This is a genomic window from Calothrix sp. FACHB-168 (genome assembly GCF_963889195.1).
GTDB lineage: Bacteria > Cyanobacteriota > Cyanobacteriia > Cyanobacteriales > Nostocaceae > Aulosira > Aulosira anomala_A.
This window is the reverse complement of record NZ_CAWPNJ010000063.1, coordinates 85,428-100,301: the sequence shown is the minus strand read 5'-3', so window position 1 is coordinate 100,301 and position 14,874 is coordinate 85,428. Positions and strand designations below refer to the sequence as shown.

The 14,874-nt window shown below is 40.1% G+C and carries 11 protein-coding genes and 1 pseudogene; 6 read left to right on the top strand and 6 right to left on the bottom strand.

The window, feature by feature from the left end:
- Positions 1-116: 116 nt before the first annotated feature.
- The 6 genes from AACW45_RS30945 to AACW45_RS30920 all read left to right on the top strand — a co-directional run bounded on the left by AACW45_RS30945 (position 117) and on the right by AACW45_RS30920 (position 8,899).
- Positions 117-743, top strand: a complete 627-nt coding sequence (locus AACW45_RS30945; RefSeq protein ID WP_190629763.1) for a Uma2 family endonuclease — start codon at positions 117-119, stop codon at positions 741-743.
- A gap of 20 nt (positions 744-763) precedes the next feature.
- Positions 764-1,000, top strand: a complete 237-nt coding sequence (locus AACW45_RS30940; RefSeq protein WP_190629761.1) for a hypothetical protein — start codon at positions 764-766, stop codon at positions 998-1,000.
- 55 nt (positions 1,001-1,055) lie between these two features.
- Positions 1,056-1,184 (top strand): hypothetical protein, encoded by a 129-nt coding sequence (locus AACW45_RS30935; protein WP_277880232.1) that lies wholly within the window; start codon positions 1,056-1,058, stop codon positions 1,182-1,184.
- A 125-nt stretch (positions 1,185-1,309) separates the two neighbouring features.
- Entirely contained in the window at positions 1,310-3,163 is a 1,854-nt protein-coding gene (locus AACW45_RS30930; RefSeq protein WP_242045584.1) for an N-6 DNA methylase, read from the top strand.
- A gap of 34 nt (positions 3,164-3,197) precedes the next feature.
- Positions 3,198-4,559, top strand: coding sequence for a type ISP restriction/modification enzyme (locus AACW45_RS30925; protein ID WP_313933738.1), 1,362 nt, complete (start codon positions 3,198-3,200; stop codon positions 4,557-4,559).
- Between the two features lie 101 nt (positions 4,560-4,660).
- Entirely contained in the window at positions 4,661-8,899 is a 4,239-nt protein-coding gene (locus AACW45_RS30920) for a helicase-related protein (RefSeq protein ID WP_190629759.1), read from the top strand.
- 74 nt (positions 8,900-8,973) lie between these two features.
- Here AACW45_RS30920 and AACW45_RS30915 read toward each other — a convergent pair whose 3' ends face one another.
- The 6 genes and pseudogenes from AACW45_RS30915 to nifU form a co-directional block, all read right to left on the bottom strand.
- Positions 8,974-9,624 carry a retron system putative HNH endonuclease gene (locus tag AACW45_RS30915; protein ID WP_190629757.1) on the bottom strand — a complete coding sequence of 217 codons (651 nt, stop codon included), beginning with the start codon at positions 9,622-9,624 and terminating at the stop codon, positions 8,974-8,976.
- Positions 9,625-9,636: 12 nt separating this feature from the next.
- Positions 9,637-10,971: an AAA family ATPase gene (locus AACW45_RS30910; RefSeq protein WP_339385109.1), complete on the bottom strand. Its 1,335-nt coding sequence runs from the start codon at positions 10,969-10,971 to the stop codon at positions 9,637-9,639.
- A 232-nt stretch (positions 10,972-11,203) separates the two neighbouring features.
- Positions 11,204-12,001 (bottom strand): annotated as a pseudogene (locus AACW45_RS30905) (nitrogenase component 1); the annotation flags it as partial.
- Between the two features lie 160 nt (positions 12,002-12,161).
- Complete coding sequence (gene nifH / locus AACW45_RS30900) at positions 12,162-13,052, bottom strand: nitrogenase iron protein (protein WP_096580147.1); 891 nt, start codon at positions 13,050-13,052, stop codon at positions 12,162-12,164.
- A 319-nt stretch (positions 13,053-13,371) separates the two neighbouring features.
- On the bottom strand, positions 13,372-13,728 hold the full coding sequence (locus tag AACW45_RS30895) for a group I truncated hemoglobin (RefSeq protein ID WP_096647181.1): 357 nt from the start codon (positions 13,726-13,728) through the stop codon (positions 13,372-13,374).
- 191 nt (positions 13,729-13,919) lie between these two features.
- The gene (gene nifU, locus AACW45_RS30890) at positions 13,920-14,837 is read right to left on the bottom strand and encodes a Fe-S cluster assembly protein NifU (protein ID WP_190549293.1); all 918 of its coding nucleotides are present in this window, start codon (positions 14,835-14,837) and stop codon (positions 13,920-13,922) included.
- Positions 14,838-14,874: the final 37 nt, after the last annotated feature.

The following is a 14,874-nucleotide window of genomic DNA, read 5'->3' as shown; positions in this document are numbered from 1 at the left end:
GGTATTATGACCAACGCAGGACAACCGCCCCGCATCGAATGTCAAAGCGTATGCTTTTTAAACTGTTTCGATGCTGAATCAATCGCCAAAATATTAGAAGCTGGAGGTTTGCCCAAATGACTCAAGCAATACAAAAACTAGTCACATTCGATGAATTTGTAGAATTTTTAAAAACACAACCAGAAAATATTCACTATGAATTGTATGATGGAGCAATTATTCAAATGCCACAACCAAAAGGAAAGCATGAAGAAATTATTGCTTTTTTAGTAATGATTATAATGGTCGAATGTCACAGTCTTAAGCTTAAGTATGGTATATCGAATAAGGCACTAGTACAGGCTGAAAATAAACAATCTGGATACTTCCCAGATATTCTTGTAATGAATCTATCCAATTTAGGAAACGAACCCCGCTGGCAAGAAGAGTCTATCTTAACTCAACCAGAATCAATACCATTAGTGGTTGAAGTAGTTAGTACTAACTGGCGTGATGATTATCACAAAAAGTTTGCCGATTATGAAGAAATGGGTATAAAAGAATATTGGATTGTGGATTATTTAGCTTTGGGTAGTAAGGTGTTAATAGGCAACCCCAAACAGCCAACAATCACAATTTACTCTTTAAGTGATGAGGGTGAATATCAAGGCAAGCAATTTAGAGGTACAGACCGCATAGAATCACCTACATTTCCAGAGTTGAATTTAACTGCTCAACAGATTTTTTCAGCAAATAATGAATAGAACACTACAACTCACACAGGTTGACCCTCAGAACTAGGGACGATACCTGCGGCACGCGAGTACGCGATCGCACAGTTAAGCTGACAGCACTGAGGGGCAATCGTCTGACCCTAGAAAAATTTTTCTCAGGTTCATGTCCACATACTAGCGATCAGATAGCGACGACGGAAGCTGAGAATGACGGCATCACCACAGTTAGGCGATCGCCCCGCATCGAATGTAACGGTGCTTTGACTATTTTTGCAATTCCTCAATAGGTATATCTGCGAAGGCTTTATACAAATCCCTGGATTCCGGTCTAGGACGCGCCAAGTGGTAAATAACAAAGGCGATCGCCCACTTACTACAGCTAGCGTTCTGCAAGGTTGCCGTAGGCATCGCCCTACCCCAAAACAAGAAATAGGAGCATTCACCTTAGAAAATATTTTCCAAGGTTTGTAATTAAAAAAAGTCAACTTTTTTTAACACGAGCGCCCTAACCATTTTGCTATCTTCACCCCAAAATAGTTAAAATTGCCCAGACACCGTTAGTTAATTTAAAAAGTTATTAAGGATTTATACTTATTATGCCTAACATCGAACAGCTGCAAGCCGTCATGACTGGTACAGAGTCAAATCGCATCGAGGCGTTGCGGCGGATGTTAGCATACCCAGTCAAGCAACGTGATCCGGAAGGTTCGCGGTTTTGGTATTTGCGTCCTGGTGCGGATAAGTTGCAAGCAGCAGATACCCTACCCATTGCTGTGGGTTTTTACCCAGAACTGAATGAAGCGACGCAGCAACAAATTGTTACATTTTTGACATCAAAAGAGCAACCACCAGGAATTTATGAGCATTACCTTAGCAGAGTTAACCCAGATAAACCTGTGATGTATATACTTCTACCTGAACAAGAGCGCACAGGCAGGGTAGCGTTAATATTACCTACAGAAGGGGGACTACGCCAACGACAAATCCAGACTTTTGCTTGGAATGAGCAAGAACTACTAGGACGTTTGAGCCGTTTAGAACAAGGACTACTACCCATAGCTATTAAAGCATCAGATTTAATTCCCTTAGTGGAGTGGGTATTTTACGAAGCTGCGGAAACATCTCAAGAATTGGCGCGAGAACTTGCCAAAGTTACCCGTCGCATAGAAAAAGCAATTCCCCAGGTTTATAACGCAGAAAATGAGGACGGATATTTACGCAAGCTGTTTGTAAGTTTTAAACGGGAGTTATTGCCTACTCTAAAACTAACATCGAATAAAGAAAAAGATTATAGTTTTGCGGATATTTATGCCCAGACAATTTCCTATGCGTTATTTACAGCTAGGGTATTTAGTTATGTAAAAGATGAAAGGCAAGCTCAAGATAAGGAAACTTATTTTGATCGAGAGGATGCTTGGCAATACTTACCCGAAACTAACCCGTTTTTGCGCCGTTTATTTGAGGATGTATCGCAGCGTGAAGAGTCAGAGTTAGGAGAAGAATTAATCAATGCAATTTCGGAAGTGTTTAGTATTCTGCGGGCTGCAAAAATGGATGCGATTCTGTTAGATTTTCGGCAGAAGATGAACCGCGAAGATATTGTTATTCGGTTTTATGAGGATTTTTTAGCAGCGTATAAACCTCAACTTCGAGAGCTTCTAGGAGTTTACTATACACCGGAACCTGTGGTTTCATATATGGTGCGGTCGGTTGATGAGTTGTTGAAAGATAAGTTTAATAAACCATTGGGTTTTGCTGATCCAGAGGTAATGATTCTTGACCCAGCTTGTGGAACAGGTACATTTTTATTATGGATTTGTCAGTTAATTTATCAACGGTTTCAAGAGTCACCAAATGCGTTGACAGAGGGGTTAGTTGATAAGTCGTGGTCGGGTTATGTAAGCGAACGTTTGTTGCCAAGAATATTTGGTTTTGAGTTGTTAATGGCTCCCTATGCTATTGCTCATCTTAAATTAGGGCTTTTCTTAGAAGAGACTGGTTATATTTTTGATACAAAACGCTTACAAGTATATTTAACAAACTCTTTAGAGCAAACCTTGCCCAATAAGCCAGAGATACCTTTTGAGGAGTTCATTGCAGCCGAAGGAGAAGCTGCTTTAGAAATCAAAAAGGCGAAGAAAATTATGGTTGTGATTGGTAATCCTCCCTATTCTTATGAATCAAAAAATACAGGTGAATGGATTAGTAATTTAGTTAAGGATTATTATAAAGTAGATGGTCAATCACTAAGAGAACATAACCCAAGAAGTTTACAAGATGATTACATTAAGTTTATTAGGTTTGCACAATGGCGCATTGAACAGACAGGATATGGAATTTTATCCTTTATTTCTAATCATAGCTATCTAGATAATGCAACCTGTAGAGGTATGCGTCAAAGTTTAAAAGAAACTTTTAATAGTATTTATATTTTAGATCTGACATGGTAATAGTAAAAAAGAAAATAGCGCACCAGACGGTTCAGTGGATAAAAATATTTTTGATATTCAACAAGGAGTTTCTATAAGTATATACATCAAAAACCCCATAAAAAAAATAGATAACAAGATATTTCATAACCATTTATGGGGTACACGCAAAGAATACGAAAATACAGCAAATGGAGCTTTACTTTCTGGTGGAAAGTACTATTGGCTTTCTCAAAATAATATTACTACAACTCAATGGAAGACACTGAACTGTAATTCACCTTTTTACCTTTTTGTACCTCAGGATATAGACTTACGAGTAGAGTACGAATTAGGATGGAAGATAACAGATATATTTCCTTTAAATTCCACAGGAATTGTTACCGCACGCGACCATTTTGCTATTCAGTGGAATTCAAAAGATATGTTTACTATAGTTCAAGATTTTGTAAATATTCCAGTTGAGAATGCACGAGATAAATATAAATTAGGTGAAGATAAAAGAGACTGGAAAGTAAATTTTGCTCAAGCTGATATCCGTAGAACGGATATAGATGAAAACAAAATAGTTCCAATTTTATATCGTCCTTTTGATGTTCGCTATACTTACTACACGGGAAAATCAAGGGGCTTTCACTGTACTCCGCGTGGTGATGTAATGCGACATATGTTAGTAGATAATATTGCTCTTCTTACAAGCAGAATGACTAAGGGTGAACAATTTGCCCATATACAAGTCACTAACCTTATATCAGAAAAAATTTTAATGTCTCCAAAAACATCAAATAATAGTTTTCACTTTCCTCTCTACCTCCACCCCAACCCAAACAACCCAAAAGAATTAGAAGAACCTACTCGCCCCAATCTTTCCCCCGAATTTCTCAACACCATCACCTCAAAACTCGGCTATACCCCCACACCAGAAGCCATCTTTTATTACATCTACGCCATTTTCCATTCCCCAACCTACCGCACCCGCTACGCTGAATTCCTCAAAATAGACTTTCCCCGTGTACCTCTCACCAGTGATGATAAACTTTTCCGCCAACTAGCAACTTATGGCGAAGAATTAGTAGTATTACATTTAATGAAATCACACAAATTAAATAATTTAATTACTGAATTTATAGAAAATACAGGTAATCGCCTAGTTGATGCAAGATATCCTCAATTTATTAACCAAAACGAAGTAGTAATCAACAAAAAAGGAGACAAATTTACTGGAATTCCAGAAAATATCTGGAACTTCTACGTAGGCGGTTATCAAGTATGTCAAAAATGGCTCAAAGATCGCCAAGGTAGACAATTAAGCAATGAAGACATTCAACACTATCAACGCATAGTTGTAGCACTAAAAGAAACCATAGAACTAATGGCACAAATTGACGAAGCCATACCTGGCTTCCCGATTGAGTAGTCACACCATCTGCTGTCAGTATTTCAAACAGCTTCTATTTTCCCAATCAAGGGGTAAAGTGAAAAGTGAGGAAACAATATATCGTATATTAAGCTATCACCGTGCTAGAAGCCGTCATCCAAGAATTAATTCGCAAACAACGTCCCTATTTCCTGGTTCAGGGTAGCCCCATCAAAGGCGTTGACAATCAATATTGGCTTATCTTCAAGCACCGTGATGCTGACAATTTCTTACATAACATCGTTTCCTTCTTGGGTATCGGCGGTAAAAACGCCACTCACAAACTGCTACGGATTGACCTTAAAAAAGCAAAAGTATTTGAATATACTCCCCGCATAGCCGGAGATTTACCTAGTGTCGCCCTCTTGAGAACCAGCCGCCTCAGGATAATTGAAAAATTCCTCAACCAAGAAAGCGTCACCAAAGAAAAAACTTTACTCGCAGGTAGCTTCCAAGAAATCAAAGGTCGCCGTCGCAAATTTAACCTACCTGCGGAACTAGATAAATACAATACTTTCATCAGCAACATTTTAGAACGTAGCCAAATTTACCGCCGCTCCACCGCATACTTTGACAGTGGTATTCTCAAGCTATATCAAGAACCCCTTGCTGCCATTGTGCAAACAGAAGGTCAAATTCGCCTGCTCATGGACTGGCAAGGTTTTACTAAACAAACAGATATTGCTGAGTTAGAAAAACTACATGACCCCAACTACCGCATCCAGTTTGCCCATCGCACCTTAGCAGAATTTCTCCAAGGGTTAGAAGAAAACGCCTTTACAGGTACAGAAATCTTAGCAGAGTTAGTCCGCCTGGGGTTCCTCTACATCAAGCTGGTAAAAATGGAACCCACTCACGCCATTTACCACAAAAAAACAGGTATCCTTAGCGACATACTCGATAACCACATCCTCCACGAAGGTTCAGATAACTTTACCCGCGCCGCCCATTCCCGCAACGCCGAAAGCGTGACATTTCTTTACTCTTGGGAATCAAATATGGATGCGGAAACCATTAGCGAAAGTATCCAACAGTTTGACACCGAATGGCAACAAAGCACCAGCTTTGACTTATCCCCAGAGTTTTTGCAACAGGTACTACTAGAAAAAGAACGCCGCACCAAGCTTCGCCAACCCGTTATTGAGTCCATTACCCCTGATGAAATTCCCCCTGGAGAAACCACCCCAGTAGAAATATCTGGTCAAAATTTAGACAAAGTAGAAGATATCACCGTCCCTGATGATGAATTGGTCAAAGTCATCATCACCAGCCAGCAGCCAGAACGCATCATTGGTCAAGTAGAAGTAGACCCTGACCACCCACCGACTCCCCTCAAGGAATTTAAAGTTAAAACCAGTACTGGGATTTATAACACCACACCCAATAAACCCGTTACCGTTACTTCATCTCAAACAATACCCGATTTTACAGAAATTGCTGGTTTTCAGCAGTCTGTAGAAATAATTCTCCAAGGACAAAACGGCACTCCCGAAGACTTTTTATACTGGTTAGCGCAACAGCGCCCCCGCCAGTTCCGTGTAGAACGCAGCGACCAACTTGACCAATTCGTTAACCAAGAAACCCTGTTTGAACATCAAAAATCTGGAGCGCAACACTGTTTAAGGGTAATGCAGGATTTTGGTGTTACCGTTTGTGCAGATGCCGTGGGATTAGGGAAAACACGGTTAGCAGCCGCCGTGACTCGGTTATATCGAGAACAACACAGTCAAGCCAGAATTGCTATCATTGCTGCCAAAAAACTGTTCCCCAACTGGGAAAGAGAAATGGCTGAATTGGGCTTTAACAGTGGTGATTATGAGTTGTACAACAAAAACCTGATGAGCCGCAAAGGAAATAACTTCCTAGCGGACTTTAATCGCTACGGTGGCGCTGATTTAGTAATTATTGACGAAGCACACGAAGGCATCCGCAACTACAAAAACCGCATCCACAAAATCTGTTTAGAAATTCGAGAAAAAGACCTCAAAGCCAAACGACAACGTTATTTTTTACTCCTCACAGCTACCCCTTGGAATAACCGCAGAGAAGATATTTATAACATCCTTTCCCCCTTTCTCAGTCGTCCACAAGGTTTTAACGATTTAGGTTTTCCCCCAGAAGTCGCCTTGTGGTTCCAAAACCGGGAAACAGGAGTAGAAAACTTTACTGACGATACTGATATTTTTCGCCGCACCTACCGAGAACTATTTCTCCAGCGCACCCGACAGATGCTGCGAGATGCCACCCCCGACCTCAATTTATATGCCAAGCGGGTAGCAGAATGGTTACCTGTAGAATTTGAAACCAGCACTGAACAAGCCCTTGATCAGATATTTACCCAATTTGAAACCAGTTTATTTATTCCCTTTGCAGATCCAATTCGTTACCTACGCGGCAGAGTAGAACAACGCAGCCTGTTACGCAACCAACGCCGCTTTTTCCTGCAACGGGCTGAATCCAGTATGTACGCTTTGCGCCGCACAATCAAAAATTTTGGCGATCGCATTCGCAAAATGCAAGAACAGTTAGAAGCTGTTTCCCCCGACGCAGATGGCTTAAAGGAATTTCTATTATTGCACTACGGTTTTGAATCAGACAAGAAAATTGATATTGATTTTTTAGACATAGATGACCGTGAAATTTGGGATGAAGATTATGAAGAAGAAGAGGAGGATGAAAACGAAGAAAATAGCGCAGAACAACAACAAAAACGGCAACAACTGCGTCGTTCCATAGATATTGCTACCGATGCCCTCCGCAATAATTCTCAAGAAGCTCAAGCTATTCATAACAGAATGCTGGCTGATTGTGCGGGCGATTTAAATCAATTACAACAGATTCAAAATTTGTTAGCAGATGAATTTGTCAAAGACCATAAACGAGAACAAGTTACCCAAAAAGTACGCCAATTAGTTAGCCTGGGTCATAAAGTACTGCTAATTTCCACCTTCTCAGATACAGTAATTGACTATTACCGTTACATGGCTGCTGATGTAGAAATAGCAACTAAAGGTATCGGTATGGCTATTGGTTCTACTAAAAGATATTATCCCAATAATTCCGAGCAACAACTGCAAGTTACTCCTTACAATATCCTTCGAGGAAGCAGCCAAAAAACTGGTTTAAAGCGACAACAAATATTTCGGTTATTTGCCCCAGCAGCTACTTGTAAAAATGCTACAGAAAGACCAAACCAAGAAGAAGAAATTGCCATTCTAATCGGTTCAGAAACCCTCTCAGTTGGTCAAAATCTTCAAGATGCAGATTATTTAATCAACATCGACCTCCCCTGGAATCCCATGATTTTAGAGCAACGGATTGGTCGCATTGATAGACCTAAACAACACAAATGTCAGAATATTTCTATTTACTATGCCAACAGCGAAAGCCAACTATTAAGACAAGCCAGCCGTTTAAGCAACCTGAATAAAAAACTCGTAGGAGATATTGTGAGTGCAGATGGAGAAATACCCAGTATTTCTAGTGTCGATACACTAGGCGCTTCTATTTACGGCGATACCCTATTTGATGATGAAGTTCTCCCAGGATACATTGATTTTCTTAACAGCCTAGTTAAAGCTAGACGTATGGAACAAGGAAACCTGCAAGAAGAAACTTATCAAAAACAGGAAACTAACCGCGACCTTTACACCCAAAACGAAATCCTGCATAGCGAAGAACTCAGCAAATTAATTGAAAAACTGGGAGAAGATTATCAAGCCAAACCCATTGCTTTGGGACGGCGTACAGGAGAAAAATCCGAACCTACAGGATTAGTAGCCTTAACTGTGGAATATTTTGGCCCGAATGGCGAACCAATTCCCCAACAAAAACAAACTGTTTACTGGAATGACCAAACAGGAGAACGAGATGGATATGGACTAGCCATAGCAAACGCCTTTAAAACTCCAGAAGCAGGAGACGTATTTTCTAGTAAATATCTACTGTCAGAACTACAAAAACTTTATAACCAGCTAGTAACTCTTAAAAAACAACGTTCTGCGGAACTAGCACAACCTGAAACATTAGAAAATATTAATATTACCTCAGAACGGATTACTCGCATCCAACGCCGAGTTAGTATGCTTGATAGTTTCCCTTCAGGACTGGATAGGACAAACGTTAGGAATACTTTCAAAAAATTAAATACCTGGAAAGAAACTAAGGGTGTACAAAAACTTCTACGCGAATATACAGATGGAGAGAAATCAAAACTAGATGATGCTACCTTTGTTGTTAGCCTAGTACAAGATACTGATATTTTAAATTTAATTGCTTCGGAAGGTATCAAGCCTACAAGCTTGAAAGTTTCTCTTGCTGCACTTTTGCTTAGAGCTTAATACAATAATTTATCAACTTAATTCCATGTGAAAAATGTTGATTTTAAGCTTTTGGGCTACCGATCATGGTTATTTTACTTCCGCCGACTTATACTAGATAATTTCTTTCTTAAATGATAAATAACTATTTGACAATAAGGTTTATATTTACCGTCATTTTGTCTATCACTCCACTGTTGAATTTTTCTATTTAAAATTGCTTCTGTCCAATCTCCCTTGGGATATTGACTTTTTAGCTGTTTAAGTACAAGTTCTAAAACTTCTTTCCTATTATTAACTAAAGTTTGCATATTGAGATTTAAAACTTGATTTAAATCATTATTTATAGTCACATCATCAGAAGCAATTTTTCCATTACCTAAATATTTAATTAAATCTTCACAATTTCTATGATTATCAAGAGGATTAATAGTAATTTCTGTATTACCCTTCTTTGTATCACAATGTTGCAAGTGACTTGGCGAACCTTGACCACCTTCACAAGCACCAAGCAAATTATTGTAATCTAATTGAAGTTCTTCATATTCATCTTGTGATTGCCAATGTTCAATTTTCATTCTGTCAGCACTAATACGTTGCATACAATAGCAGCAAATATGTCCTTGCTCGGTTAGTAAAGATTCGCGTAATTCATCTTTTTCAGAATAATTATCATAATCAGCAAAAGATTTAAGGCGATGCTCAAGTAATGATTGAGGTTCCCTACCCTTGATAATACGCTTCATATTTGTAATTATCTAATCTTCTAAAAAACCAATAAGTGTATTAGCACGAACTACTTCTGAATCATTCTCACCAAGTAAATTAGATAATTCCTTTAAAGCCGATTTAGCTGCTTCTAAGCGACCATCATCTATTAATTGAAAACAGTGATTTATCTGCTGTTGTACTTCATTTGGTCTTTCTTTTACATTCATTAATTCATATAAAATTGAGTTACTATCTTTGCCATAGGTATAGGGTGTATTCTCGACTAACTGAGAATTTTCTAAAATAAATACATTTTCTCTTCTGACTCCACTCAATACCTGCGGCGAATGAGTAGTCACAATAAATTGACAATTAGGAAATGTTTGTGTCAAACTGCGAATTACAGTCCTCTGCCACTGGGGATGTAAATGCAAGTCTATTTCATCAATTAAAACTATTCCTTCTCCTGATAACGCATCATTAGAACTTGGGTTAGCAATTGCCAATCGCCTTGCTAAGTCGGTGACTATCATTAATAACATCTTTTCACCATCAGATAGTTGCTCTAACCTTAAATCTTGACGATTTTTTGTAATAGTCAATGAAGGTTGACTGGGAACTTGGTCAGAATAAAAATCTCGGTTTGTTGTTGACCTTACTACTCGTAAATCCGAAAAATGACTGCTAGAAAATCTCTCTAAGAAATTTGTAATAGCTCTTCTGACAATCTCTAATTTAGGGTTTCTATAATTACGATTATCTCTTAATCTAATTTCATTTTCATAATCTTCCTCTTCTTTAAACCAATCAAAAAAATCCTGGAAGTCGTTGACCCCTGTAGAAAAAGCTTTTTCGTAAGCATACAATTGATGATACAGTTCTTTCTTAGTTTTCTGGCTGCCCTTATTTTTAAAAGTATACGGATTTTTCAAAACCATTCTATGGGTTTGATAATAAACCATTACTGGTAAATTGAAATCAGGATGAGATTTTAAATTCTCTTGTAGGCGTTTAATATAATAAGTAATATCATCATAGTTACTTTTATCTTGTGTATATACACGTTCTTGCAGCATCTTCCAAGATAACTTTTCTCCCTGTCCTGTTAAAATTGTTATAGTATTATCAGTAGAATTAGAATTAACATTTATATCATTTTCTGTAAACCTCACTTCTAATTTTTTACTATTGCGGAGTCTAGCTACAAATTGAGCTAACATTATCGCCATACAATCTAAAATCGAAGACTTGCCTGCACCGTTTATACCAATAAATACCGATTCGTTGCTTTGAGGAAAGTTTAGGATAATTTCCTGCAATCCTCTAAAATTTTGAATGTGCAGCTTTTCAATATGCATGACTGTAATTGTGAGTACATTCAATAATTTATCGAAAATTAGCAACGTTGTGAAACCGGAATAACAAACCTGATTTTTTCACTTAATGCGTTATACTCCGCCACATTGTTGGAAATTGGGTCGCCCAGGTATCGGCTAAAAGTGTGTGTCTGCCCTGCAAACTCGTTAAAAATCATCATTAATATTATTAGTTATGCGATCGCGCCCGCAATCCTTGAGTGTTTTGGCTTGGTTTGCACGGCGTTCTTGTTAATCATAACGCGCCGTCACCAGACCACTGAGCAACTACACGCAAGCCTAATTCTTCTAACAGAATCCGGCTAGCCCAAGCATCACCACCGATGTTGTAGTCACCAATAATAGCTACGTCATAAGGAGTAGAATCGAAAGGCAGTGTACCGTCTTTCTTGGCTTGGTCGGCTCTGGGGAATACCCAGTCACGAATTTGGTCGTTAGCGATGTGGTGACCCAAAGACTGAGACACACCACGGAAGCCTTCGCAACGTACAGGAATAACAGGCTTGTTGATTTCTTTAGCTGCTTTCTTAGCTACGGCTTCGATGTCATCCCCAATCAAACCGATGGGACATTCAGATTGAATAGAAACACCACGGCTGAGGGGGAACAGTACTTCTAGTTCTTGAATCAACTTTAAGAGTTTTTTGTCACCACCGAAAACGATGTCTCTTTCTTGGAAGTCGGAGGTGAAGTGCATGGTACCAAAGGTATCAACACCAGTTGTACCAATGTAGTAGTTACGACGACCAGACCAAGACCAGTAACCGCAACCTACAGGCCCGTGGCTGATGTGGATCATGTCCTTAATAGGGCCCCAAACCACACCTTTTGAACCTGCATAAGCACAACCACGAGCGGTCATTACACCAGGTAAAGATTTGATGTTAGACTTAACGCCGCAGTCAGACTTACCTTCTTCGTATACATTTAAGTGCTTTTCCCGTTTTTTAGCTGCTTTTTCGGGATAGGCTTGGAGAACTTCTTTAATTAGTTCTTTTCTTTCGTCAACGATATTCTTGTTTTCTGGAGGAGTCATTTCTAGTCTCTCTTGCTCCTAAGGAACCGGGATAGTCAGGGTAGGGGATTTCCCCTATGGGGTTGGGGACTCTTCGTCCCCGTGGGGGATAGAAATTAGATCAAAGGTAAAAGGGAAGTGATGTAGGTATTCCCTTTTCCTAAAACTTTGCTTACTGAGCTTACTTAGCGGAAGCTTCTGCGGGCTTACCGATGATATCTGCGTGCTTAGAATCGTCGTCAAGGATACCGTATTCGATCAACAGTGCTTCTAATTCATCCATTTCGATTGGTGTTGGAATGGTGAGGTTGGTGTTGTTGATGATCTTCTTAGCTAATGCGCGGTATTCTTGAGACTGGTTGCTGTCAGGAGCGTACTCGTTAACAGTCATCCGACGCAATTCAGCGTGTTGAACGATGTTGTCGCGAGGTACGAAGTGAATCATTTGGGTGTTCAACCGTTTTGCCAAGGTTTCGATAAGTTCGTGTTCCCGGTCAGTTTTACGGCTGTTACAAATCAAACCACCCAAGCGCACACCACCAGAGTGAGCATATTTCAAAATACCGCGAGCGATGTTGTTAGCAGCGTACATCGCCATCATTTCACCAGATGTAACGATGTAGATTTCTTGTGCTTTACCTTCACGAATAGGCATAGCGAAACCACCGCATACAACGTCACCTAATACGTCGTAAGATACGAAGTCTAGGTCTTGGTAAGCACCGTTTTCTTCCAAGAAGTTAATAGCGGTGATGATACCACGACCGGCACAACCTACACCGGGTTCTGGACCACCAGATTCTACGCACTTAACACCACGGAAACCGGTCAGCATTACTTCTTCGAGTTCCAAGTCTTCAACTGCACCACGTTCAGCAGCCAAGTGAAGAACTGTGGTTTGAGCTTTAGCATGGAGCATCAAACGGGTGGAGTCAGCCTTAGGGTCACAACCCACAATCATGATGCGCTGACCCATTTCTGCCATAGCTGCAAGGGTGTTTTGGGAGGTGGTAGATTTACCGATACCACCTTTACCGTAGAAAGCTATCTGTCTAATATTTTCGTCAGTCATGGTTCGTGTTTCCTGCAATTGGTTGGTTGGTGGGTCTTTTGCTTTGGTCTGTTGGGTCTCACGCCCGTTGAAGCTCGGAGTGAGTTTGTGTAGAACGTCGCCGGGGGCGATCGCTCCACAGCAAAAACTATCGGTTGTAAAGACATGTACTATGTTCCTCGGTCAAATTAAATTTTTTTTCTTTTATTCTTTGTTAATAGCCATGAAATGACTATTAACAAAGGTAATTACGCACTTTACAAATACTTATGATTCAGATAGAAACACCTGGTAGAACTTGACTGAATCTCTTCGTCAACAATCAATCATCAAGTCCAAATTACTTGTTCAAAATAGCGCCTTTGACATTGGAGACGCGAGCCATTGCAGCGCTGATATCATCAGCAGATACTCCATTGGCTGCCATTGCATCACTGAGGTGTTTAGCAACCACATCAAAGTGTTGGGGCTGGATGTTCATACCAGTATGGGTTTTGTCCATTGGGCGGCCTGCATATTGCTTGGGCCCTTCCAGTAACTGAGCTACGAATGCAACAAAGTGACCGCGTTGCTTCGCCATATCTGTCTTAGCGAAGAAAGTATTCACGCTGCTGTCTGCTTGGATGCGTTTGTGCAAATCTGCAACTACTTTATCGAGAGTGGCTTGTCCACCAATTTTTTCGTACAGTGCGCTCATATCCTCATTCCTTTGAAGCGAGTTGGATTATGGAAATCGCAATTAGGCGTTGAATACTTGCCTATGTGCTTAAGCTGTCTGTTGTGGGTAGGATTTAATTCATTGATGCGAAGTGAATTGTCTCGGTCAAATCCTACTTTCTGTTTCTTTGAGTCTTGCACATTAGGTGTATTTGTGTGGTGCGTAAAGCTTTATAGCAGTGGCTCGACGGCTTCAACTATCAGGTTCTTGCTGACACGATCCTGCAATCTGGCTTCTATGGCAATTTTGAGAGTTGCTGTGCTGCTAGAACAAGAACCACATGCTCCTTGAAGCAGAACCTTGACGCGATCGCCGTCAACATCGTAAAGTTCAACATCTCCACCATCAGCAATCAGAACGGGTCTGACTTCTTCATCTAAGACCTTTTGAATCAGTGCAATTTTCTGCACATTTGTGAGTCCGAGTTGTGATTGTTTACCAGTAGCAATATCGGTTGCAACTTTCACGCCGTAGTTGTTGATTGCAGGTGTTGCGGCTTCTTGCTGAACTTCTTTAATAATATCATCAATATTCGCCAAACAGGAACCGCATCCGCCACCAGCTTTCACATAATTTGTTACCTGTTCCGCATCAGTGAGGTTATTTTCCAAAATCACGCGCCGAATTCTGGATTCGCTGATACCAAAGCAGCTACAAATTAATGCGCCTTCATCATCGTCATCATGAGCCGCCAAGGGAATGCCACGATAGTTATATATAGCTGCTTCTAGGGCTTCTTGTCCCATGACAGAGCAGTGCATTTTTGCTTCTGGCAATCCGCCCAGATATTCTGCAATGTCTTTATTCGATACATTGAGGGCTTCATCTAAAGTTAAACCCTTAATCATTTCGGTTAAAGCGCTGGAAGATGCGATCGCACTTGTGCAGCCAAAGGTTTGAAAGCGGGCATCAAGAATCTTATCGCTAGCGACTTCAACTTTCAGGTGTAGTCTTAAAGCATCACCACAAGCAATGCTACCTACTTCCCCAGTCGCTACCTTCACCCCAGTTTCTTCAGCTTCTTCGATGACTCCCTGATTCTTGGGATTGTAAAACAATTCTAATACTTTATCTGTGTAGTCCCACATAGCCGATTTAGGATTTTAGAGTTTGGATTTTGGAATG

What these genes read in the sequence shown, in the direction of transcription:
- AACW45_RS30945 (WP_190629763.1), top strand. Translation starts at nt 117, where the DNA reads ATGACTCAAGCAATACAAAAACTAGTCACATTCGATGAATTTGTAGAA.
- AACW45_RS30915 (WP_190629757.1), bottom strand. Translation starts at nt 9,624, where the DNA reads ATGAAGCGTATTATCAAGGGTAGGGAACCTCAATCATTACTTGAGCAT.
- AACW45_RS30895 (WP_096647181.1), bottom strand. Translation starts at nt 13,728, where the DNA reads ATGAGCGCACTGTACGAAAAAATTGGTGGACAAGCCACTCTCGATAAA.
- AACW45_RS30930 (WP_242045584.1), top strand. Translation starts at nt 1,310, where the DNA reads ATGCCTAACATCGAACAGCTGCAAGCCGTCATGACTGGTACAGAGTCA.
- nifH (WP_096580147.1), bottom strand. Translation starts at nt 13,052, where the DNA reads ATGACTGACGAAAATATTAGACAGATAGCTTTCTACGGTAAAGGTGGT.
- nifU (WP_190549293.1), bottom strand. Translation starts at nt 14,837, where the DNA reads ATGTGGGACTACACAGATAAAGTATTAGAATTGTTTTACAATCCCAAG.